At 59.8% G+C, this 24,369-nt stretch carries 14 protein-coding genes; 12 read left to right on the plus strand and 2 right to left on the minus strand.

Annotated features, from left to right (window positions below):
• The 6 genes from ACKAMS_RS28250 to drmC all read left to right on the plus strand — a co-directional run.
• The coding region (locus tag ACKAMS_RS28250; protein WP_408989885.1) for a DUF262 domain-containing protein at window positions 1-2,060 on the plus strand (2,060 nt) is incomplete at its 5' end.
• A 678-nt stretch (window positions 2,061-2,738) separates the two neighbouring features.
• Complete coding sequence (gene drmD, locus ACKAMS_RS28255) at window positions 2,739-5,903, plus strand: DISARM system SNF2-like helicase DrmD (RefSeq protein WP_408989886.1); 3,165 nt, start codon at window positions 2,739-2,741, stop codon at window positions 5,901-5,903.
• The gene (locus tag ACKAMS_RS28260; protein ID WP_408989887.1) at window positions 5,903-9,967 is read left to right on the plus strand and encodes a DNA methyltransferase; all 4,065 of its coding nucleotides are present in this window, start codon (window positions 5,903-5,905) and stop codon (window positions 9,965-9,967) included. The genes drmD and ACKAMS_RS28260 overlap by 1 nt, the downstream gene beginning before the upstream one ends.
• Window positions 9,964-13,677 carry a DISARM system helicase DrmA gene (gene drmA, locus ACKAMS_RS28265; protein ID WP_408989888.1) on the plus strand — a complete coding sequence of 1,238 codons (3,714 nt, stop codon included), beginning with the start codon at window positions 9,964-9,966 and terminating at the stop codon, window positions 13,675-13,677. The genes ACKAMS_RS28260 and drmA overlap by 4 nt, the downstream gene beginning before the upstream one ends.
• Window positions 13,677-15,743: a DrmB family protein gene (gene drmB / locus ACKAMS_RS28270; RefSeq protein ID WP_408989889.1), complete on the plus strand. Its 2,067-nt coding sequence runs from the start codon at window positions 13,677-13,679 to the stop codon at window positions 15,741-15,743. The genes drmA and drmB overlap by 1 nt, the downstream gene beginning before the upstream one ends.
• Window positions 15,733-16,443 carry a DISARM system phospholipase D-like protein DrmC gene (gene drmC / locus ACKAMS_RS28275; RefSeq protein WP_408989890.1) on the plus strand — a complete coding sequence of 237 codons (711 nt, stop codon included), beginning with the start codon at window positions 15,733-15,735 and terminating at the stop codon, window positions 16,441-16,443. Before drmB ends, drmC begins: the two co-directional genes overlap by 11 nt.
• Window positions 16,444-16,656: 213 nt before the next feature.
• On the opposite strand, the gene ACKAMS_RS28280 is transcribed toward drmC, so the two are convergent.
• The gene (locus tag ACKAMS_RS28280) at window positions 16,657-17,250 is read right to left on the minus strand and encodes a T3SS (YopN, CesT) and YbjN peptide-binding chaperone 1 (protein WP_408989891.1); all 594 of its coding nucleotides are present in this window, start codon (window positions 17,248-17,250) and stop codon (window positions 16,657-16,659) included.
• 381 nt (window positions 17,251-17,631) lie between these two features.
• Here ACKAMS_RS28280 and ACKAMS_RS28285 point away from each other — a divergent pair, with 381 nt between their 5' ends.
• The 5 genes from ACKAMS_RS28285 to ACKAMS_RS28305 all read left to right on the plus strand — a co-directional run bounded on the left by ACKAMS_RS28285 (window position 17,632) and on the right by ACKAMS_RS28305 (window position 23,425).
• Window positions 17,632-18,888 (plus strand): plasmid pRiA4b ORF-3 family protein, encoded by a 1,257-nt coding sequence (locus tag ACKAMS_RS28285; protein ID WP_408989892.1) that lies wholly within the window; start codon window positions 17,632-17,634, stop codon window positions 18,886-18,888.
• A gap of 388 nt (window positions 18,889-19,276) precedes the next feature.
• Complete coding sequence (locus ACKAMS_RS28290) at window positions 19,277-20,929, plus strand: sodium:solute symporter family protein (RefSeq protein ID WP_408989906.1); 1,653 nt, start codon at window positions 19,277-19,279, stop codon at window positions 20,927-20,929.
• 27 nt (window positions 20,930-20,956) lie between these two features.
• Complete coding sequence (locus tag ACKAMS_RS28295) at window positions 20,957-21,088, plus strand: putative transporter small subunit (RefSeq protein WP_003941363.1); 132 nt, start codon at window positions 20,957-20,959, stop codon at window positions 21,086-21,088.
• 85 nt (window positions 21,089-21,173) lie between these two features.
• Entirely contained in the window at window positions 21,174-21,635 is a 462-nt protein-coding gene (locus ACKAMS_RS28300) for a MarR family winged helix-turn-helix transcriptional regulator (RefSeq protein WP_408989893.1), read from the plus strand.
• Window positions 21,632-23,425 carry an AMP-dependent synthetase/ligase gene (locus ACKAMS_RS28305; RefSeq protein ID WP_408989894.1) on the plus strand — a complete coding sequence of 598 codons (1,794 nt, stop codon included), beginning with the start codon at window positions 21,632-21,634 and terminating at the stop codon, window positions 23,423-23,425. The genes ACKAMS_RS28300 and ACKAMS_RS28305 overlap by 4 nt, the downstream gene beginning before the upstream one ends.
• Here ACKAMS_RS28305 and ACKAMS_RS28310 read toward each other — a convergent pair.
• Window positions 23,422-23,802, minus strand: coding sequence for a helix-turn-helix domain-containing protein (locus ACKAMS_RS28310; RefSeq protein WP_003941392.1), 381 nt, complete (start codon window positions 23,800-23,802; stop codon window positions 23,422-23,424). The two genes, ACKAMS_RS28305 and ACKAMS_RS28310, sit on opposite strands and share 4 nt — an antisense overlap.
• Window positions 23,803-24,025: 223 nt before the next feature.
• Between ACKAMS_RS28310 and ACKAMS_RS28315 the strand changes: the two genes are divergently transcribed.
• Window positions 24,026-24,271, plus strand: coding sequence for a hypothetical protein (locus tag ACKAMS_RS28315; protein WP_231915792.1), 246 nt, complete (start codon window positions 24,026-24,028; stop codon window positions 24,269-24,271).
• The last annotated feature ends 98 nt before the right edge of the window (window positions 24,272-24,369 follow it).

The following is a 24,369-nucleotide window of genomic DNA, read 5'->3' on the forward strand; positions in this document are numbered from 1 at the left end:
TGCGCCCACTCACGCCGCCTCGCCGAGAACCATCCACAGGTTCTGATCATTGCTCTCCATACCAGTGGGGGCCGGACAATTTTAAAGTTCTTTGGAACGATGTCCTTCAGCTAGTCGAGGATCGTCCCGACGACCCCCTCGCTACGCACTTCATGGGTTCGCTGGTCCTCGCTCCAGTGCCAGATAACATAGCTGGCAGTGTCACTCGCTACCTCGTGGTCGATGGTCAGCAACGATTGACCACGGTGACGCTGTTGTTGGCAGCCATACGTGACCATCTCAGGGAGAACGAGCCCGCGTCGCAACGTGTCTTCGACCGAATCCATAACCAGCTACTTACCAACCAATACGAAGACGATCCGTACAGGCTCAAGCTTGTGCCTACTCAAGCTGACCGTCACGTGTATTCGGCAGTTATCGACGCCAGTCCCACGGCCGGTGGAGACGACGCAGTTGGCGGTGCATATCGATTTTTCCGAGCGCGTCTGTCGGACCTCTCTGCCATTGACGAACAGTTGACTGCAATCCAGATATACGACGCAGTTACTTGCGGATTGTCGGTTGTATCTATCAGCACAGACCCGCGCGACAATGTGCACCGAATTTTCCAGTCACTCAACAACACTGGTCTCCAGCTGACCCAAGGTGACTTGCTCCGAAACTATCTATTCATGCGTATGCCTGACCGCGGTGAGGAAATCCACCGCAAATTTTGGCGACCCCTCGAAGAGGCGCTTGACAGTAATGATCAGATCGAAACACTTTTCTGGCTCGACCTCGTTCACCGCAGGCCCATCGCCAAGCGGACCCAGACGTTCACAGGGCAACAAGCCCGTATTGACCGCTTCACAGACGAAGCGGCCGTTGTCTCCGAGGTGGAGCGCATCGCTCGGCTGGGTGGGCTGTACCGCCTGATGCTCCACCCTAGTGAAGAAACCGATCCTGCGGTGCGCGAGCGACTGGCACGACTTGCAGAATGGGACTCAACGACACCAGCTCCACTGGTACTGCATTTGCTCGTGCTTCGAGACCAGGGTGAAGCTAGTTCTGAGCAGGTTGCTCGGGCTTTACTGTGCATTGAATCGCTGCTCGTGCGCCGTTTCCTCGTCGGACGCGCCACTCAAGGCCTCAATCGGCTATTTCCAGCGGCGGTCCAGGAATTGGACTCCTCTCTGCCGGTCGACGAGGCTCTGCACCGGTACTTGTCCGAAGGACGCAAACATTATGCGACCGACGACCAGCTCCTCGCCGCGATTCTTACCTCGCCGCTGTTTGTCACTGGCCGCGCGGCTCATCGTAAGACCATGCTGACGTGGATCGAGAGACTCTTTGGTAGCAAGGAAATCGTCGACGACGCCAAGCTCAGCATTGAACACGTGATGCCGCAGACGCTGTCGCGGGAGTGGTGTGAGCAACTAGCTGCGCTACATGGCGCGGACAATATCGACGAAATTCACGACCGGCTCGTGCACACCCTCGGCAACCTCACCTTGACGGGCTACAACGAGAATATGGGCAACCGTGAGTTCGACTACAAGCGGAAGATCCTGCGTGCCAGTAGTATCCGCATGAACCAGCGCATCGCAAGTGGCTCCGAATGGGGACCTGAACAGATCGAGCAGCGTGGTCGAGATCTAGCGGCGCGAATCATCACCGCGTGGCCAGGTCCGGTTATCACAGGCAAAGCAAGCCCTGAGGATAGCCCGCTGTGGCACTCGCTCAATCAGCTGTTGGCTCTGTTGCCGGCAGGCCGATGGACAACCTACGGAGATCTGGCCAAGGCCATCGGAACCGGCCCGCAAGCTGTTGGTAGCCGTATCGCGACCTCACCTGCGCCAAAAGCTCACCGCGTTCTGAACGTGCAAGGGCAGGTATCGGAAGGATTTCGATGGTTGGAGCCCGAACGCACCGATGATCCCCGTAAAGTACTGGAACAGGAGGGGCTGCGTTTCAGTGCAGCTGGCAAGGCTGACCCCACACAGCGGCTGTCGACCGCAGATCTTGAACAGCTGCGAGCAGCGGCAGACGATGAAATCGAAGTCGGTTCGCGCGCGGAATGACTAGTCAAAGACGGCTTTAGGCTCTTTGCTGCCTTTCGCTGGTCTGTTCATCACAGCGCAGATGGTCATGATATCCCGATGATAAGAAAAGGCGCCTTCGTCGATGCTCATTATGAGTTCACTCGCGAATGCATGCGGCCAATAACTCTACGCTCACCGTTAGTGACGAGCGATAGGTGCTGGTCATAGTGTCAGTAGAAATGGAATGGGGGTAACGAGGTGCTCGATGACTCGGGTCGAGATTGCCTTCATTGAAACGAAACTTTTGTGTCTCAAGTCTCGTGGTCGTTGGCCAGTTCAGTGCTGACCGACTCAAAGGAATTTGGTCCAGGAGCTTTTGTCAGAAGTACTTAGTACGTGGGATCACAACAAGAGATGTTAAAAGACGACCAGTCAACTGCTGATATCTGCGCGAGAATCGCGGACTTATCTAGCTGAGGCGAAGGTTTGTTCGTGTGGCATTTTCGGTGTTTTCTACAGCAGATCACCGTGATTCGTTGTCGTTGAATTGGGGTGCGGGTTGCCCCGGTCTGACGGCGCGCTATGCCAATGGAGCACTGGCAACAGGCCGACGCATAGAGTGATCTCACTCCGGAGAGTGAAGGCCCGGCCGGTCGACATCGGAACCTGAAACAACATAGAGCGGAACCAAACGATGATTGCGAATGAGGAGGGGCGTTGACGGAGGCAGTTGCGATTGGTGGTCCGCGGTTGCCGGAACACGGGCAAGTCGTAGAGGTGCGCGGTTCGACGTGGGCCGTCGCCAGTGTTCAGGCGCAGGGCCTTCCGCGTAGTTCAGCGGACGATGCGATCGCTCAACTCAATCATGTGGTCGAGCTTCAGTCGTTGGACGAAGACCGGCTCGGTGAGCAACTGAGCGTGGTGTGGGAACTTGAGGTCGGCCACACGGTCACCCCGGCGCAGGGGTTGCCGGACCGCATTTCTACGGAGTCGTTCGACGACCCGACCACGCTCGCGGGTTTCGTCGACGCGATGCGTTGGGGGGCGGTAACGTCGGCCGACCCGAACCGCTATCAGGCGCCGTTCTGGTCGGGAGTCAACATCGAGGCCTACCAGCTCGAACCGCTGCGCCGCGCGCTCGGGGCTCCGCGCACGAACCTTCTGCTCGCCGACGACGTGGGTCTGGGTAAGACGATCGAGGCTGGTCTGGTGATCCAGGAGTTGCTCCTGCGGCATCGGGCACGCACTGCGGTGATCGTGTGTCCGCCGAGTTTGTCGCTGAAGTGGCAGGACGAGATGCGCGACAAATTCGGTCTGGGGTTCACAATCGTGAACAGTGAGCTGATGGCTCAGATCCGTCGGACGCACGGGTTGCATGCCAATCCGTTCCTGATGTTTACCCGGGTAATCGTGAGCATGGCGTGGCTGCCTCAGGTTCGTGCACAACGCCTGCTCCGTGACGTGTACGCACAGGCCGGTAACCCGAAGTCCGGCAAGAGGTTCGCCTTCGACCTTCTCGTCGTCGACGAGGCTCATCACGTTGCACCATCAGGCCCTTCAGTGGTAGCAGGTGGGCGTGGATACTCCGTCGACACACAACGGACAGTCGCGGTCCGGCAATTGGCAGACAAGTGTGAGCACCGCCTGTTTCTCAGTGCCACCCCGCACAACGGGCATCCGGAATCGTTCACAGCACTCCTGGAGATGATCGACCCCCGTCGGTTCTCGCGCGGCGCGCTGCTCGATTCCAAAGCACTCAAGGACGTCACCGTGCGGCGACTCAAGCGCGATCTAGTTGGGAAGGGGTTTAGACAGCGCAAGGTGAGCGCAGTGCCGTTCATGCCGAGGGCAGACGAGCAGGAGATGTTCGCACTGCTCGACGAGATCGTCACCAAGAGCGCAAAGCTCAACGGCACCAAGCCCGGTGGTGACATCGTCACGATGCTCCTTAAGAAGCGTTTCCTGTCCAGCCCTTTCGCATTCGGCATGACGCTAAGCCACTACCTGGGCTCCAGAGCCGGGCGAGGACTTTCTGAGGACGACTACGACGACATCTTCGGCGAAGGCCAGTCCGATGAGGAAGAGGGCCTCTTGGATCAGGACGAGGCCGACCGGCTCCGCGAGTCGAAGGGTTCCGACCCACTCAGTGCCGCCGAGCCCGGCCAACTGCAGATACTTACAGAATGGGGTCTGGGCTTCGAAAGCCGAGCAGATTCCCGCCTCGACGAGCTGCTGAAGTTGCTCGACGCCGTCTGCCGTCCGGACGGCAAGCACTGGACCACCGAGCGCGTCGTCATCTTTACCGAATATGCCCACACCGTCGACTGGCTCACTCGTGTACTGACGCAGCGTGGATACGCCGACGTGCTCGCGGTGATCCAGGGCTCCACTAAGACCGAGGATCGTGAGTACATCCGCTCCCAGTTCACCGAGGACCCGTTGAACGAGCCGGTTCGCGTATTGCTGGCGACGGATGCTGCTGGCGAAGGCATCGACCTTCAGACGTACTGCCATCGGCTGGTGAACTTCGACATCCCGTTCAACCCCTCACGTCTGGAACAGCGGATCGGCCGCATCGACAGGTACGGGCAGACCGAAGAACCACAGGTCTTTCACTTCCTACCCGACGCCGATTCATCCACCTATACTGCCGACGCGGGTTTCATGGCACGAATCGCGAAGAAAGTGGCGAACGTCGAACAGGATCTCGGCTCGGTCAACGAGGTGATCGGTGGAGAGATTCAGAATCACTTCGCCCGACGGATGCCGACCCGGACAAAAGCTAAGGGCGTCGACCCGAACGAGGTCATCAACAGCGCTCTTGCCGGCGGCATGGAACTTAACGCGCGACTTACGCAACTCGAGCAGGGCTTCGACGCTTCGCGCACCGAGATGCACCTGGACCCGGCGAACCTGCGACGCGTGGTCGACACCGCCCTGCGAATCAACCACCAATCGGCGCTTGTTCTCAATCGTGATTTCGCCCAGGATACCGACGCCGAGGTCTTCGATGTCCCCACACTGACCTCTGGATGGCATGACACGCTCAACGGACTCGACACACGACTACGGCCAGGTGTCTTGCGCCCGATCACGTTCGACCCTGTAGCTGCCAAAGATCACTACGGCAAAGATCGCAGCGACCTGGTGTACGTCCACCTAGGGCATCCGATCGTGCAGAAGTCGCAACGCCTGCTGCGCCGGTCATTGTGGAGCGTTGACTCGCCCCTCAATCGCGTCACCGCTGTGGTGGTCGACGATCTGCCCGAGTCGTTCGTCGCGGCGGTCACCCGCATGGTCCTTGTCGGTCGTGGTGGCCTACGCCTGCATGAGGAGGTCTTCCTTGCAGGCGTACGTCTGACCGGTCGCCGTGCAATGGCTGAGGAGAAAGCCGAGGCCGCGCTAGACAAGGCGCTCGACGGCGACAATCTCGAGCTCGCGGACGATAAGGTCCGCGACCAGTTGTGCGACATGTGGAATGTCCCCGATGCTCCGCTCCGCGCGAGGCTGGAAGAGTCGATGCAAGCTCGCGCGGCCCGGCGCCACGACTTGGTCATGGAGCAGCTTGCGAAGCGTCAAAGTGCGGATGTGCAGCGCGCACGCGAGATCTTCGCGGCCTTCCGCACTAATCTTCACGACTCACTCAGGGCGTTCGGGACTGACGACGAAGAGGCACAGATGATGCTCTGGTCCGATGACCAGCAGCGTCAGCGTCGCCGTGACATCGAGGCGATGAGCCGCCGCCTTGATGAATTGGACGACGAGGAAGCACGCGAGATCGCCGCGATCACCGACCGGTATGCGGACGTGAAACCTCATACCACCGCTGCTGCGGTGGTATTCGCGCTGACCCGCACCGATGCTGAAAGATGGATGGACTGATGGCACGCCAGACTCGGCGCAACGCGCCGACAACCAATGCTGCCGACCTGCACCGAGGATGGCTCGAACTCGTCGACACCGAGGGGCCATTCCTCGCGATCCCGCCGCTGAAGAGGGTGTGGCCTAATGGCATCCCCGACTTCCGGAAGAATCACCCGGACCGCTTCGGCGTGCTCGTCGATGCCCGGAAGAGCTTCGAATCGGCGTGGGAGGCACTCGACCGAGCCCTTGACTACGAGGTGACGCTCGATTCCTACCGCACCGCCCGTGATGTGTGGATCGAGACAGTCTTGTGTGAGGTCGCAGGGTGGGCCGAATCGCTGTCCTGGGGCGAAGTTCCCGCCGTGCAGGCACAGTCGCCGAACCGCATTGTCACCGTAACTGCGCAGGCGGCACTTCGGGGCGCCGACGGCATCGGTGCGTTGGTACATGTCGTCGACCCGGTCGACTCGCTGCGGCAGACGCCGAGCGACGTGTGGGCCGCGACTCCTGTTGATCGCCTCGAAGTGTTGTTGCGTGAGAACAAGAGCGAGATCGGTATCGTTACCGACGGACGTTGGTGGGGCCTGGTCTTCGCACGCGAAGGCAGCATGGCCGCCTCCGGCATCGTCGACGCACTGACCTGGGTCGAGGAGCCGCGTACGCGGGATGCCTTCCTCACTCTGATCGGTCGGCAGCACATCATTGGCGGTGAGCCTTCCGAACGACTGCCGGTGCTGTTCGAAGAGTCGGTGGCCGCAGCAGAGGAAATCACCGAGGCGCTTGGCGGGCAGGTGCGCAGCGCTGTCGAACTCCTTATCCAGTCGTTCTCGGAGTCGGCCGCCGACGCCCGCCGACGAGGTCTACCCGATCCACTCCCTGCTCGTACGCATGACACCTACGAGGCTGCCGTCACCGTCATGATGCGCGTCGTATTCCTCTTGTTCGCGGAGGAACGCGGTCTACTCCCGACGGGAGAGTTGTTCGAGCAGGGGTACGGCATCTCTCGTGATCTGGCCCGACTCGTTGCGCGTGAGAGCGAGGAGAGCGAAGAAGCGCTCGACGCGATGTCTTTGACGTGGCACCGCCTGCTTGCCACAAGCTCAGCTCTTTACAGCGGAGCCTCATTCGAAAGTATGCGGATGCCGGCGTACGGTGGATCGCTATTCGACCCGGCGCGGTTTCCATTCCTGACCGCCCTCAACGAGCAAGGAACCCTCGCGATTACCGTAACTGATCGCGTCATGCTGCATGTGTTGCGCTCGGTGCAGTTGGCTGTACTTAAGGGTGGTGAGGCGCGCCAGATCTCATTCCGCGACATCGATGTTGAGCAGATTGGTTATATATACGAAGGCCTACTCGGCTACACATGCGCAACCGTTGACGAGGTGCATGTGGGACTGCTCGGCAAGACCGGTGAGGCACCGGAAATTCCGCTGTCAAAGCTCGAAGAGCTGTCCGGCGCCAACCCAGACCCGAAGAAACTGGCGACCGCGATCCGCGAGTGGGTAGCGGAGGATCAGCCGTCAGCAACTCTGCCTTCCACAGCCGCCATTGCCAAGGCGATGATCGCGTCGGTGGACCCGAGCGTAGTGAGCGCCCTCGCCCAGGCAATGGGCGACAACCAGGCTCTTCGCGAGCGTGTTCGGCCCTGGCTGGGGCTCGTACGCTCAGATTTGCGCAAGCATCCGTTCGTCGTGCTTGCTGGTGGGCTACTAGTCAAAGAAACCCCGTCACGGAAGAACGCGGGCGCTCACTACACGCCAAAATCTCTCGCTGAAGAGGTCGTCCTCCACGCTCTTCAGCCGCTATGCTACTCACCGGGTCCGCACCAGACAGCTGCGGAGTCGGCGTGGAAACTGAAGTTTTCCGATGAGCTTCTCGATCTCAAGGTCGTAGACATAGCCTGCGGATCAGGCGCATTCTTGGTGGCTGCTGCCCGCTACCTTGCGGACCGCGTCGTAGAGGCGTGGATCAGTGAGGACTCTGCCAATAGCCAGCGGAACGATCTTTACATTCGGGCCATTCGCAATGTTGTAGCGAACTGCCTTTACGGTGCGGATATCAATGACATGGCCGTGGAGATGTGCAAGCTCTCGCTGTGGTTGGTCTCCCTAGACCGCAACCTGCCGTTCTCCTTCGTCGACGACAAGGTTTTCATCGGTAACTCGCTGCTCGGACTCACAAGACTTGAGCAGATCCGCCAGTTGCACATTGATCCGAGTCAAGCGTCGACTCAACGAGTGTTCGACATGTTCGACGTGGATATCGACGATATTCTCCGCAAGGCGGTAGATCTGAGACGAAATCTCGCGACAGTTGTAGATGACGACGATCCCACGCAAAGCGCCACCACCAAGCGGCGCCAACTTACGCAGCTAAATGAGGTAACCGGGAAATTGAGCAAGATCTCGGACGGAGTTATCGCGGCCGGCCTTTTATTCGGAGGAAAGGCAGGAAAGCCGCTAGATGAGGCGTACGAGAACTTGAGGGAGGCCGTGCGTTGCGTTTATCCAACGAACGGGACAGGATTACGGCACACAGAACAGCTCGATTCGATCATACGTCGCGGGCTGACTCCCAGCGTTCAGACCGATTACGAGCTGTGGCGGCCACTTCACTGGGTGCTTGCGGCGCCGGACGTTACCGTCGAACGCGGTGGATTCGATGCGGTCATTGGAAATCCGCCATTCCTAGCCGGCAAGAAGATTGCTACCGCATACGGTCCAAACATTGAGAGCTGGATCAAGCTTGATCTTCGAGGACAGCGAGGAGCAGCTGACCTTGTCGCGCACTTCATCCGGCGGGCGTGGGCATTGATTAATGATGGCGGATCGCTCGGTCTCATAGCGACCGATCGAGTAAGCCAGGGCGACACGGCAATGATGAGCAATCAAATTTTGGCTGATGAAGGACAAATATACCGTGCGGTATCAGAATTCCGATGGCCTGGAAAAGCTTCCACAGGAGCCGCAATCATATGGGCGAGCAAAGGAAACTTTAGAAATCGAGATTTGCCTGTAAATCTGGACGGGGCCGGCGTACCTTCGATCTCGCCCTCGCTCGCCGATGGCAGAGAAGCCGACATATCGACGGCACTTGCCCTAACCCTGCCGTTCCTTGCCGGAAAAGGAATCGGCCTGTACGGAGAGGGGTTTGTGCTTGACGCCGACGATCCGATGATAAGTACCCTTAACGATCAGGAACTGCAAGCATTACGACCATTTGTGAACGGTCAGTCACTCCTTTCGGGCTCCTCATCCGGTCGAGTAGCTATTGATGCGGGCAGATTTAAAGACGAAACGGCTCTAGTATCAGAGATGCCAGCACTCGCGAAACACCTGCAGCGTACAGTCAAACCATTACGCGATGCGATAACGAGCCAAATTCACGAACGCAGGTATTGGGCGTTCTGGGACAAACGTGACCGCTTAATATCAGCCACTCAGCAATTAGATCGGTTCATTGTGATCGCGCGTGATACGCGAGTCCCTGTTTTCGTATTCGCATCTGATCACGAATCGATATATTCGGACAAAGTAGTAATTATCGCTACTGATTCGCCGTTAATCCTCGGCATTCTCTCGTCGACTGTGCATGCGGCATGGTTTGAACGAACTCGAACCAGTCGCGGAAGTACGAGTTGTTATATCGTCTCGCGGTGCCTTCGAACATTTCCACTTCCTCCATCCATAGATGACACCTTGCTGGATGCATCCCTCCGTTTTTCGTCCGCGCGAGACCGCGCACTGGCTGAACTGATATCAGTAACTCGATTGTACAATCTGGTCGATGATCCCGCTGTAAACGAACCGGTGGTGGTCGACTTTAGAAATGCCCAACGGGAGCTCGACCACGCTGTGTGCCGAAGCTATGGTTGGAACGATTTATCAATCGAACACGGCTTCTTTAAACTTGCCGATGTGCGGCGGTTTACATGTAGTTCAGTTCAACGAGCAGAGATGTGCCGTCGCCTACTAGTAGAAAATGGTACTCAGGCCGCTAAAGAAGAAAAGATAAAATCAACTGGGAAGAGGCGTGCATCTAAGCGTGTATCGGAAGAGTCGGAGACCCTGTTTTCATGAATATTCCTGGGTATGCCGCAGCCTCGGACATCTACCGGTTGAATTACGAACCTGACGGCACATCGTTCAATGTGCGAGAGAACCTCGTGGACATCTTGGATCGCGAACTTCTCGGGCCAATTCATGGTCCGGAAGAGATTCTGCCGTTCAGTCCTCGGACGCAGTACCTTGTTGGCCACATCGCGCCGGTCAAGCTCACCGGTGCCACCATCGCTAGCGACGACACTGGGGGATCGGCGGAAAGAGGCGACCTTGTCGAGGCGCGCACCGACGGCGACGCCCAGTTTGAGCAGCGCGGGGTGCCCGCCCACGCGGCTGACGAAACGGAAGCTGATTCCGAGGACGACGACACCGAGGATCGAACTCCCAAGCAGGGGTTGATGATCCCCGCGTCGATGGGGCTGCGGTTCCAGGTACCGTCGAACCTCGAGTCGTTCACCGTCACCTCGTCATGGGGAATGTACGAATCGGTCGAAACCGAGAGGACGACCAAGGCTGGACGGCCGATCCGCGACTTCCAGCGCACACCGGTGGAGGAACCGCGCACGATCAGGCTCGCTGACCTCACACCCGGCCAGACCACTGGGATCCCGTTGCGAGACTCCATCTGCCTGCGCGTGGACCGGTACGACGACCCCGAATTCGGGCGTGTGCTGGTGGAAATCGCACTGTGCAACGATCGCGAAACCCCCATGCCCATCCCGATGAACATGTGGATGTTCCAGACCAAAATCAGCATTCATGCGGGCGGAGCGGAGGTGTTCCTGCCGGTCCGAGATGTAATGGAACACTACTGGCCCGAGCACGACGACGAAGTGCGCCGCCTGAACCTCCAGTACCGAAACCGCCTGGAGTTCGCGATAGGACGAACCTGTTCGGTCGACTGGGTGGCAAAGGACGGCGCACGTCGCGCGACCGAGGTATCCACAACCTGGCTCCCTGTTGGAGAGACGCCCCAGACACGCGCGCGATCTGTGAAAGACGCGATGCTGTCCATGGACGCGCTTTCATCCGTTACGCCTGACGCACTTCGCGCCGGACTGGAGCCACTGGTGAAGGGGTATGCCGCTTGGATTAGCAGCCAAGAGGACGCTGCCCACGATCTACCCGACCACTTGAAGGAGACCGCAGAACTCGCGCTCTTGGAGGCCCAACAGGCACATAAACGGTTAGCTGCGGGCCTTGAGCACGTCGCGACCGATCCCGAAGCGCTGCAGTGCTTCCAGTTCATGAACCGCGCGATGCGCGATCAGCGGATCGCTTCTCAGGTAGCAGCAGCACGAGCCGCGGACGGCACCATGACCATCGAACATGCACAGGCCGAAGTTGCCGCCCGAGGTGCTGGAGCGGCATCATGGCGCCCATTCCAGCTGGCATTCATCCTGATGCAGCTCGGTGCGCTGACTGACCCTGCCGAGCAACTGCGCAGCGCCGAACATCATGCGCGGGTGGAGTTGCTGTTCTTCCCGACCGGCGGTGGTAAAACCGAGGCCTATCTCGGCCTCGCTGCGTACACCTTCGCGATTCGCCGCAGGCAAGGCGTCATCGAGTCCGGCGACGGACCTTTGGATGGCCGCGACGGGGTTGCAGTTCTGATGCGCTACACGCTCAGGCTCCTGACCGCCCAGCAGTTCCAGCGTGCGACTGCCCTGATGTGTGCGGCGGAGCTCGCCCGGATCGAAGACGAAACCACTTGGGGTGTCGAACCGTTCCGGATCGGCCTGTGGGTCGGAACAGACGTCAGCCCCAAGCGGTTCGAGGAAGCCGACGAGCAGCTCACCAAGGCCAACGAGTACGGCTCGCATCGATTGACAGTGCTCCAGATTCAGCGGTGCCCGTGGTGCGGCACCCCGATCGGGGCAGCGCAGGTCAAGGCCGATGCCACCATGCGCCGTATCTACGTGTATTGCGGTGATGAGCTGGCTCGGTGCCCGTTCTCCAAGGGTGGCGCGGCGTCCGAGGGACTCCCGGTGCTTACCGTGGATGAGGAAATCTACCGGCTGACACCGGCGTTCGTGATTGCCACCGTCGACAAGTTCGCGCGTCTCGCCCGCGAAGGCGAAGCTGCCGCGCTGTTCGGGTACGTCGCTCGCCGGTGCGGACGGCACGGGTACGTGCACTCGGACTACTCCAAGTGCGACATCACCACGACACACCCGGCGAGCAAGAGCGGTCATCCCGCTGCGACGGTTCGGCCGGTGAATCGCTTGCGGCCACCCGACCTGATCATCCAGGACGAACTCCATCTCATCACCGGCGCGCTGGGGACCTCGGTCGGCTTGTTCGAGGTTGCGGTCGAGACCCTGTGCTCATGGGAGACCAAAGACAGCAGGCCCGTCAAGCCGCTGATCGTTGCATCGACCGCAACGGTGCGTAACGCCCAGGAACAGGTACGGGGGTTGTACGGCCGGCAGGTCGAGATCTTCCCACCCCAGGTCCTCGACGTCGCGGACACGTACTTCTCCCAAGAGATTCCGATCGACAAGGCGAACCCAGGGCGCCGCTACGTCGGGGTGAGCGCGCAGGGCGTGCGCCTCTCCAGCGCGGAGATTCGCGTTGCGGAGGTCTTGCTGTCTTCCGGTCAATTGCTCTTCGATCATGCTGGGGCCGCGGCAGATCCCTACATGACGCTGGTCGGCTACTTCAATGCCACTCGTGAGCTGGCCGGCATGGCGCGCTACATGGCCGACGACGTCCAGAGCCGAGTCAAGCGTCCCCGCAAAGACTCCGGATTCCCCTCACGGCTCGGAACATCGTTCGGGCTGCTCAACATCGGCGAATTGACCTCACGCATCGCGTCAGCCGAAATCGGCCGCACCCTCGACCGACTCGGTCTGGAGTTCGATCCCGACCACGACACCACCGAGGCGTTTCGGGCACGAATAGCCAAGCAGGACAACGGAAAGAAAATGTCCGCCCGCAGCGAGATGCCATTCGACGTAGTGCTCGCAACGTCGATGCTTCAGGTCGGAGTCGACGTCCAGCGGCTGGGTCTGATGCTGGTGGTCGGACAACCGAAGAACACAGCCGAATACATCCAGGCATCCTCCCGCGTAGGGCGTGACCCTTCCGATCGTCCGGGTCTTGTTGTTTCCCTGGGAAACTGGGCGCGACCGCGCGACCTCGCGCACTTCGAACAGTTCCGGCACTATCACGAAACCTTCTACGCCCAGGTCGAAGCGTTGTCGGTCACGCCGTACTCACCTACCTCGCTCGCCCGGGGGATCGACGGTCTACTGGTCAGCGTTGCCCGGGTTATGCAGGCCGTGCAACCCGACGGGCTCTCGCAGGAGCGCGGCGCATGGCGAATCAAGGACGAACGTTCCGCGGTCGAGGCAATGGTCGAGCAGCTCAAGAAACGCATCGCCGCCGCCGCGCAGAGCGACGCAGCGACCAAGCATGCCAATGACTTGCTGGTCAATCGGCTCGACCGGTGGACCGAACGCGCCAAGCGTGCGGCCCTGATGAGCAAAACTCTCGTCTACGAGCGCACCGGCGAGGGTGACAAGTACCTACCGTTGATCATCAGCCCGGAAAATGCGAAGGCGTCAGCGGGCAGTTCGACGGAGGCGCCGTTCATCATCGCGAACTCAATGCGCGAGGTACAGCCGGAGATCAACCTGCTGGTCAGCCCGATCCCGGATCGGCTGTTCGCCCGAACACCTGACGATGCACCGACGTGGGTTCTGCCGTCCGGGGAGGACAACTGATGACTGACACCACTGCCACTGAGTCGGAACTTCCCGTCGAGATGCTGCACGATGCCTCCGATGTCCTCGACCCGCTCGCAGACGCGGAGGAGGGTCTGGTCAAGAACCGCGCCAAGGTCGGCTCGGCCCGCCCCTCGTCGTTGCTCTACACGTACGGTCCCGGCGCGATCATGGATCTACCCGGTTTCGCCGTCATGCCGGCGGGACTCGACGATTGGGGGCCAATCTGGAAGCGTCGCGAGCACATCCCGAGCATCCTCGAACCGCGGCTGGTCAGCGTGGTCCGACTGCATCTAGGTCCCCAGGTCGACGCACTGCGGCCCTACCCGTGGCAGGCCAAACAGGGCGCGATGTCCAAGGAGGGGTCCGACCTCGGCATTCCCGCCCGGGTGTTCCCGCAATGGTTTCGCTGTACTGGCTGCGACTATCTAGGTCCGTTGCCGCGGTTCAGTTACACCAACACCCATCCGTTCCGGCCAGACCTCGCACAGTTCACTCACAAGAGTTGCCCAGGTCGGGGTCGACCGCGGCCCGGAGCACCTGCCCGTAAACGCGAAAGCCCCGCCGTCCCGGCGCAGCATCTGCTGACATGCACGAACGGACACCTCGACGAGTTCCCCTACACGTTGTGGGTGCACCGTGGTCGCCAGTGTCCCAAGGCGGAGCTGCCCGATCTGAAGATGCGTGACGCCAACGTCGGCCAGAGCGTCGGGTCGATCATCGCTTGCGCTTCGTGTGGATCCACTCGCGGCATGGCCGAGGCACAGGGAACGGTTGGGCGCGAAAAACTTCCGGAGAAGTGCCGCGGTCGGCACCCGCATCTCGGGGCGTTCGACAGTAACTGTGGAGCCCGCCCGGCGCTCATCATGATGGGCGCATCGAATCTATGGTTCGCGTCCACACAGTCGATCATTGTCATGCCCCGCACCGAAGCCGAAGAGAAGAAGGCCCTTGCCGACAAGCTTCGCGTCGAGCTGGGCCTCGATCAGGTCAAGCAGTTCGGGGACCAGATCGCCGTGATCCGGGCCCTGGCCGGAGCCAAAGGCATCGACATGTCGAGTGTCACCGACGATGACCTTTCGACGGCCATCGCCGATGTACTCGCTCCTGCCGACTCGGAGGAGGATCGGCAGGAAAAGCTGGCGGCTTGGGACCCGGTCGAGCTGCTTGTACCGGAATGGCGGTACTTGCAGAAGCCGGCGCTGTTCCCGCAGCAGCCGAACTCCAGTGGTCTGATGGTGACCGAGATGCAGCGCGCGCCCGGGTTCCATCCGAAGGTCAGCCGCGTCGTCGCGGTCAACCAGATGAAGAAGGTCAATGCGGTACTCGGGTTCACGCGACTCGACGAGATGGATCGCGTCAACGATCTCGCCAGCCGTCTCGTCAAGCTCACCCGCAGTGGTCGTCCCACGTGGGTGCCGGCCACCGAGGACCGCGGTGAGGGTGTCTTCCTCCAGCTCGACCTCGATGCAGTCTCCGAGTGGGAGAACAATATTCGTGGATCGCGACTCTGGGACGCGCACCAGGATGCGCACAGGCGTAACTTTCAGCGGCGTTTCTCCGAGACTGCCAAGCAGGTCGACCCTGATACCCGGTTGCCGGCTCCGCGCTACTGGTTGCTCCACACCCTCTCGCATGTCCTGATCCGTGAGATGGCGATGTCGTGTGGTTACGGTGCTGCCAGTCTCAGCGAGCGTATCTACGGATGGACCGCAACCCCGCAGCGCGAGGCGGCGGCAGGACTGTTGATTTGCACCACCGCTTCCGACAGCGAGGGCACTCTCGGCGGGCTGGTGGCACTCTCCGAGCCGGCCCGGCTCCATAACCTGATGGTGTCGGCGCTGCGCCGCGCATTGCGGTGCTCCTCGGACCCGGTTTGTGCCACACGGACCCCGCGCGACCCGGAGGATTTCCTCCACGGCGCTGCATGCCACTGCTGCTCGTTTGCATCAGAGACTTCGTGTGAGAAGGCCAACCGATTTCTTGATCGGCGGTTCCTGCTGGATCTCCCGGCGGCCTCGGGCGAGTCGGTGCCAGGGTTCTTCGGGAGCATCGATGCCGTCTGATCCATTCGGGTCACTCGGCGAATACCTCACCGCGAACGAAGCCGTGGGGCTTGCAGCACTCCTCGAAATCGGTGATCACACCGCCCACGCGCTGAGGTCGATCAACGCCAGCCGCCGTGAGCATGTTGCGAACTTGCTGGCACGAGCCGGACTCGGGCACGCGGAACCCGCTTTGTCAGTTGCGGTGCTGCGCGCGGTCGCGGGAGCGAAGACGGTGCACCGCGAACTCATCCCGGTGTGGACGATGCCGGGCAATGAGGCCACTGTCGGCCATCTGACCAGCGAGTTCTATCGTCTTGTGTCTGGAGCGCGGATTTCCGTAACGTGCGCGACGTACAACTTCACGAAGAACTCCAACATGTGGCACGCGCTCAGGCTCGCCTCTGAACAACCGGGTGTCACCGTTTGTGTGTATGTCGATACTGAAAAGGGTGAATCGGGCAAAGTGAAAGCTCAACTGCCGCTGGCGACGGTCTATAGATCAGCGCAGCTCGGTGGCGGTCGTTCGATCGTGAGCCACGCCAAGTTCGTCGTCGTCGATCACGAGATCGTTCTGCTGACCAGCGCGAATTTTTCCTACAACGCGGAGAATCGCAACATCGAGTTCGGGATCCTCATAAAGGACAACGCGCTCGCCACCTCAATCGAGTCAACAATGTCCAGCAAACACGGTTCGCTGTATGTGCTCACAGATAGTTGAGAAACCTGCCTACGCGGAGTCAGAGTGCTGCAGGAGGTCATGAGGCTGAGGAGGTTCAACTCAACTTTCGCCCCTGGGCATGCGGTTGACTGGCCGGGTGCGGATGCATGCCTGATGTTGCGGAAACCGTGACTTTGCAACGTATTTCGGGACAGAGATGCACGCACGCGGCATAATTCGAAGCTCGCGTGCATCTCTACGAAGGGTGATCGACTACTTGGTGGTTGACGCGCCTGCCGTGAGGCCAAGCTCGCCGTCTGCGTCATCGCCGCAATCGCAGTCGCAGTCTCCGCCGCAACCGCCGGGATTGCAGTCTCCGGCGTAGCTGTCGTCATCCGGGTCGCAGTCGAGGGCTCCGCCGAAGGATTCAGCAAAATCGTCGTCGAGTTCGTGAGTGAAGTCGTGAACCTCGTCGATCAAGTTCAGCAGATGCTGCGGGGCGAAGGGGTCCGCGTCGAGCATCGTGGAGACCAGCAGGTGGTCGCCGCTGAAGGCGAAACGGAGGCGCGGCCATTCCTGCGCGAGTTCGATGAGTCGAGTCGCAGCGTGCGAGGGATTGCCGAGGCCGGTAAGGACCGAGGACCAGACGTTGATCTGGGGTCCGTCGTCGGCGACGGTCACGTAGACGACAAATCCGTGAACCGGTACGACGATGTCGCCATCGTCATCGGTGGCAGGCTCACTACCCAGTAGTTCGGCGAGGGTCTGGACGCACAGGCGAACCAACTCGTCGCGCTCGTCCGTCACCAAGGCAATTGCGCCGTTGATATGGAGGGGCTGGTCGGCGGTCGTGTCGTGGTCGCTCATGGATCCTCATGTTCTGTGCCAGTCCGAGCAGGCGCTGGGCACTGTTTTCGTGCGGTAGCTGTCAGGTCTACGGTAATCGGCGCACACTATTGTCCGCGCAGTGGATGATTAAAGATGCCTGGGTACGTCCGCGTTGATCTGGACTTGACAGCCGGCCAGCGACGAGATGCGAGCCCCGACAGATCGGGCAACCTTGTGGCAGTGAGTATCTCGGCTGTCGGTAGGTAGATCTAGCCTCCATACATGACGGGTCAGCGAGTTCGGCGAGCTTCACATCTGCGTTTGGTACCTGCATATCAAGCGGCGCAAAGCCAGATGAAGGTCCTTACACCGAGGCAGATGCGGAATCAGCGTCGACGGCCGGCGGCGGCGGACTTTGTCATGCGGATCGAAATCGATTGCATCACGCCGCCTATTTGGAGACGGTTTTCGGTTCCGTCGAATATCGAACTGGACCAGCTTCATTCGATTGTGCAGGCGGTGATGGGATGGGGAGATCAACACGCTCATCAGTGGGTGAGTGTCCATCATTCAACGGACAATGGCCCAGATCGGTATATCGCGCCAGAGGTGATCGAGCGCGACGGATACCAGGAAGACGAGTTTGGTGAGGACGAAGTCCGGATCGACGAGGCAGTTACCGCGGTCGGGGAGTACGTCCGTTATGAGTACAACGCCCGCGCAAGGTGGAGTCACACGTTGGTTCTCGAGCAGATTGTCGAAGACCAGCCGATTTCTGAGCCATCTTGTCTTGACGGTGCGAGGGCGTGCCCGCCGGAGGATTCTGGCGGTCCGATCGGGTATCGCGAGTTCCTGAACGGGCAGGCGAGTAATGGACTGTTCGATCCCGAACGTTTTGTTCCCGCAGAGTCCAATGCAGCGGTCACCATTGCAGTGGCACTGCATAAGTCACCACCTGTGGGAAGCTCGTTGTTCGAGAAGTTCTTGCGCCGCCTGTCGGTTCATTCCGCACCGAAACTGTTTGCCGCAGTTGCCAAATCGGAGCTTCGTGGCGGATACGACAACTACTTCGAGGTGATGCGTGAAGGAGCAACCCGTCAACTGCTGTGGCTGCTGAACTCCGCGCGAGGTGGTGGGATTGTTTTGACGGCGTTCGGGTCACTGCCTCCCGACCTTGTTGCGTCTGCCCGAGACGAACTCGATTGGGACAGTGAGTGGATCGGTGTCACGGCAGGGAGCGGCTCGCAATTAGCAGTACTCGTTGAAGCCGCAAAGACACTGAGATTTGTCCGGAGACTCCGAGGCACATTGATTCTGACTCGACTCGGCGCGTCAGTGCTTGCATATGAAGGCGAGCTGTGGCGTCACATCGTGACGGCCATGCCGTTGGGAAAGGGCGAGTTGGGGCAGGAAGCCGGCCGAATTCTGTTCCTTACGTTGGCTGCCGGCTTGTCGGAGTCCGAACGTAGTGAAGTCATGATCGAAGGCCTCACGGCATTGGGTTGGTCGACAACAGACGGAACACGACTCGGAGATGACGATTGGACGTGGATGGTGCGAGACACTCTCGTGTACCTGCGAATGATCGGGGCGATTGTCTCCAATCCGCTGGACGAGCATGTTTCCGCCGATCCCGAGTGGGGCCGACGGTTTGCCAGGATGGTGCTGTCGAAGTAGCTGAGCGCTCGAATCGAGCATCGATTTCAATCGATGCGGAGTTGTTATATGCGCTGGAAGCGCACGATTTTTCTGCTGCGGAATCATGAATCTTTTCGGGTGGGAAAATATTGGAGTTTTTGTTCGAAATTGCCATCATGCTATGGTCGATTCTCAGTTGTTGAATTGCGTGGTCGAGCCAAAAGCTTGCGCAGAAGATTTATTTTGTGGAGGTTGGGTTTCCGAAAAGACGAAGTGCGTGTTGCTAGTCAATTGAATATGTGACCGGTGTTGGTATGGCGGTCGCTCCTAGGGCGTGCAGAAACGAAGCGCAAAGATCCTGAACAGGGGTTTTGTGCTTTGTTCTGCCGATTATGTGCGAAGGATGTGGCATGTGACGGGGTCCGACATGGTCCAGTTCAGTACATTGGTAATTGTTTCACTGCTTGTTGCTTTTTATGGTGGAACTTTTCTGATTTCTCTTCGTATTGGTAAGAAGCAGGAAAATGCCGACGGTTTTATGACCGCCGGAAACAAGTTAGGATTTGGTGTTTCGGCCGCGAGTATGACGGCCACCTGGATTTGGGCGTCGTCGATGTACGCATCCGCCACTTCTGGCTACACCTACGGAATCTCCGGCCCCATTCACTACGGTTTATGGGGCGCGTTGATGATTCTCTTCATTTATCCGTTTGGCCAGCGAATTCGCAATGTAGCGCCGAAAGCCCACACGCTGGCTGAGGTCATGTACGCGCGGCACGGACGCTCGAGTCAGCTGATGCTCGCGGGCTCCAATATCGTCGGTAGTCTCATCAGTTTGATGTCGAACTTCATCGCTGGTGGTCTGCTGATCGCGTTGCTTTCGCCGTTCAACTTCATCCAGGGTGTGTTCATCGTTGCGCTGGGCGTTTTGCTGTACACGCTGTGGTCGGGCTTCCGCGCTTCGGTGTTGACCGACTTCGTTCAGCTGATCGGAATGCTCGGTGCGGTAGCGGTTTTGGTGCCGTTTATCTTCTTTGCGGCGGGGTTCCCGGCAGCCTTCGAATCCGGCGCAGGCAACCTCACCGCTGAGCAGGGCAACTTCTTCTCGAGCGTTGCCTTCTTCGAACAGGGGGCGCCGTACATCGCGGCAGTTCTTGCCTACGCAATCGGCAACCAGACCATTGCCCAACGTCTGTTCGCGGTCCGCGAAGATCTGATCAAGCCCACCTTCATCACCGCAACCGTGGGATACGGCGCAACGGTCATCGGCGTCGGAATGCTGGGTGTTCTCGCGCTGTACCTCGGAATCGAGCCGATGGATGGTGACGTCAACAACCTGATTCCGCAGATGGCCGCGTCGTACCTGCCCGGAATTTTGCTGGCTGTCTTCTTTGTCATGATCATCGGCGCGCTGTCATCGACGGCGGACTCGGACCTTGCTGCGCTCTCGTCCATCGTGATGACCGACGTTTACGGCCAAGCTGTCGCAGGCAAGGCTAATGCGAACCCTCGACGGATGCTGCTGATCGGCCGAGTAACGATGATTGTTGCCACGGCGGCGGCTATCTCCTTGGCAAGTCTGCAACTGAGCATTCTGGATCTGTTGGTGTTCGTCGGCGCGCTGTGGGGCGCGCTGGTGTTCCCGGTTATCGCGAGCTTCTATTGGGGAAAGGTCACCAACAAGGCCTTCACTGTGTCGGTGCTGGTGGCTCTTGCTGCCTTCTTGCCCGTCCGATTCAGTTGGGTGCCGATGGATGGGATGTTCGGGATTCTCTCCGACATCGTTGCCGTTGTCGGCATCGGAGTGGTGCTGGGGCTCATGGTATTTGGATTCTTCGGTCTGAAGGTTGCGCAGATCGTCGGTGGCCTGGCGATCGTGCTGTCCGCGCCGTTCGCGATCGGCTTCCTGCACGACTATCCAACGCTCAGCGGATCTTTGGTGGCCTATGCCGTCAGTACCGTCGTGTGCTTTGCGATGTCCGTCAATCAGCGTGAGACGTTCGATTTCGAACTGATCAAGCAGCGGACGGGAGACTTCGACGATGACGAGCTTCCTGCCGTGGGAGCGTCCGGAAAGTAACCGTCGAGACAAGTGGAAGGGATACGAATGAGTACAGCTCTACTGACCATTTACGTTCTGATCTGGCCGGCGTTGGTGCTGGTTGTCTTGGGAGTCATCAGCAAGGGATTCTTCAAAGATTGGGCAACTGCTCGCCGCAACGGTGAGGATCTGGTCTAACTTTTCACGCCGCCACCGACGGACTTCTTGTCGGTGGCGGCGGTCATATTGCAATCGGGACTAGGGGCAGCGTTATAGTTGCCCAGTGCAACACGACGGAGCAATGGCGCTCACCGGTCCACCAGCCGTTCATGACGAGCTGGTGCACCTGACGCGGCAGCTGATGACGGGGGATCGGCATTCCGACGACCACCCGTCGATCGCGCAGCATTCATTCCTCTCCTTCATCGGCCGCAACGACGGCTGCAAGGCCACGGAGATCTCCGAAGTCTTCGGCGTCAACCGCTCGACCATCTCGCGCCAAGTGCGCGGGTGTATCGAGGCAGGCTGGGTGTATGCCGATCCGGGATCCGTTCGACAGGGCAATCCGCTGCACCTGACGGAGGCGGGCCGCAAATACCTCGACGCCGCCGACGCGCGTCGGCTCGACCAAGTCGTCGGCAGGCTGCACGATTGGACCGAGTCCGAGGTCGCAGACTTCGCCCGCGCACTCCACCGCTTCAGAATCAGCATCGAATCGCAGACCAACGGAGATGACACCCTGTGAGTGAGTACAGCGCCAAAGCCCAGTTCACCATCTCCGACAACGAGTCCGTGGTGCACACCGTCTTCACTCACGCCGAGCGCACGCCAGATCTGACGGTGTTCTCCCGCCCCAAGGGAGAGGGTTGGGTAGACGTCACAGCCAAGGAGTTCGCCGAGCAGGTCACCGGCGTCGCAAACGGGCTCATCGCCGCTGGTGTGCAGGCAGGCGACCGCGTCGCACTGCTCTCCGCGACCCGATACGAGTGGACGCTCTTCGACTTCGCCATCTGGGCCGCCGGCGCCGCTACCGTCCCGATCTACGATTCGTCGTCTCAGGGCCAGGTCAGCTGGATCCTCGAAGACTCCGAGGCCGTCATCGCGATCGTCGAAACCGGCGCGCACGAGCAGCTGTTCCAGGACGCGCCGAGCACTCTCAAGGCCGTCATGCAGATCGACGACGGAGCAGTCGAAAAGCTGACCGCACAGGGCGCCGACGTTGACGACACCGAGTTGAAGAAGCGACTCGCGGGCATCAAAGCCGACGATCTGGCGTCACTCGTCTACACCTCCGGCACCACAGGCCGTCCCAAGGGATGCATCCTCACACACCGCAACTTCCTGTCCGAGGTGCGCGGGATTCTCACGGCATCGATCGGCAAGGTGGCGGTTCCGGGAAACCGAGTCCTGACCTTCCTGCCGCTCGCTCACGTACTGGCCCGCGCGGTGTCCCTCGCGACGTTCGAAGCTGGTGCGTCGCAGGCCCACTGGTCCGACTTTGCCACCATCACAACCCAATTCGAGCGCTACAAGCCCAACACCATCCTCGGTGTTCCGCGTGTCTTCGAAAAAGTTCGTGACGGCGCAGCACGCAAGGCGGAGTCCGGTGGAAAGATTCCGGGCGCGATCTTCGCTTTCGCAGAAGTCACTGCAAAGGAATACAGCCAAGCCCTCGACAAGGGCGGTCCCTCGCTGATCTTGAAGGCGAAGCACGCAGTGGCGGACAAGTTCGTGTACTCGAAGCTTCGTGAGGCTCTCGGGGGCGAGTGCTGGTTCGCGATCTCCGGCGGCGGCGCCCTCACTCCTGAACTGGGGCACTTCTTCCGTGGGCTCGGAGTTCCGATCTACGAAGGCTATGGCCTCACCGAAACCACAGCAGCGCACTGCGTCAACGTCCCGGGTGCTCAGAAGATCGGAACCGTCGGACAGCCGATGGGCGGCAACGGGGTACGCATCGCCGAGGATGGCGAGATCGAACTCAACGGTGGAGTCGTCTTCAAGGGATACTGGAAGAACGACAAGGCCACCGAAGAGACATTCGTCAACGGCTGGATGCGAACCGGTGATCTCGGTGAACTCGACAGCGACGGTTACCTTTCCATCACCGGACGCAAGAAGGATCTTCTGGTGACGGCGGGTGGCAAGAACGTCTCGCCCGGCCCGATGGAAGACCGTATCCGTTCGCATTCCATCGTCTCGCAGGCAGTTGTCGTCGGCGACGGGAAGACCTACATCACGGCGCTGTTGACCGTCGACCCTGAGGTGTTCGAGAAGTGGAAGGCGGAGAACGGCAAGCCTTCTGGTGCCAGCGTCGCCGAACTACGTGACGACAAGGACCTTCGAGCGGAGCTGCAGAAGGCCGTCGACGACGCCAATGCTGCTGTCTCGCATGCGGAGTCGATCAAGAAGTTCGTCATTCTCGATCGCGATCTGACCGAGGAAGACGGTGAGATGACAGCGACGCTCAAGATCAAGCGCAATGTCGTCGTCGATCGGTTCTCGAAGGAGATCGAAGGAATGTACGCGAAGAGCTAGGCGCGTTTGGGGAACTGCTCGCGGTAAGCCATCACGTCATCGAGGCGGAACCTGCGGTGGGTGCCGCGTAGTTCGATCGGGAGTTTCCCGGCGTCGGCGAGCTTACGTACATACGTGTCCGAAACGCCGAGGATCTCTGCTGCCTGCGAGGTGGTGAGGAGTTCTGCAACTGGCCCGAGGGCGACGCTGTCGCCGGCAGCGAGGTAGGTCAGGAGCTGCACGACGGCGTCGCCGACCGATGGCGGAATCTCGATGCTCACGCCGTCGAACACCAGCGTGGTCGTGTCCGTCGAGGTTGCGGCTCTCTCGGCCAGGGCCGTTTTGATTCGCTCGGCAGCGTCGCCGTCGACTGCGGAAACGATGTGGTCGATGCTCACGCGGTATATCTCCGATCGAAGGCAGTGTTTCGCAAGCATAGACAGCGACAGTGTCCGTCGGCACGCTGGCTAGCGCCGTGTGCGTTGCATTACATGGGTGCCGTGAGTGGAAAACTATTTACCCACGTAGATCGGAATTCGAAGGTTTTGGCGCCCAAAGATATTGGACTCGACGCATATGTAACTCACCAAATTTGGTGTACCCGCAAGTAACATCCTGAGCGTGGCTAGACGATCGGTAACGGTGAGATTCGACGTAGAGGAACTGAGGGCCCTAGAGACCCTCCAAGAGCTCACGGGCGCGGACATTTCCAGCGTCATACGTGAAGCTGTGATCGAACATGCGCGTCGATGTGTTGCGCAGGGAAAGCCCCGCGACATCACCGAGCGACGCAAATCGCTGACCTTGCAGGAAGCCTTCGCCAAGTACTCCGCGTTGTGCACCGACGAGGAGCGGGAAGCGTCGTAGCGCTCTGCCGATGCGGCGGTGACTGGTTGAGTTCACAGTGATTCTGACTGTGGCGCTGGGTAGTTCGTTCGAGGAATATTGCGGCAACAGAAGTGTTG

Source organism: Rhodococcus sp. 5A-K4, from assembly GCF_046097995.1.
GTDB lineage: Bacteria > Actinomycetota > Actinomycetes > Mycobacteriales > Mycobacteriaceae > Rhodococcus_F > Rhodococcus_F erythropolis.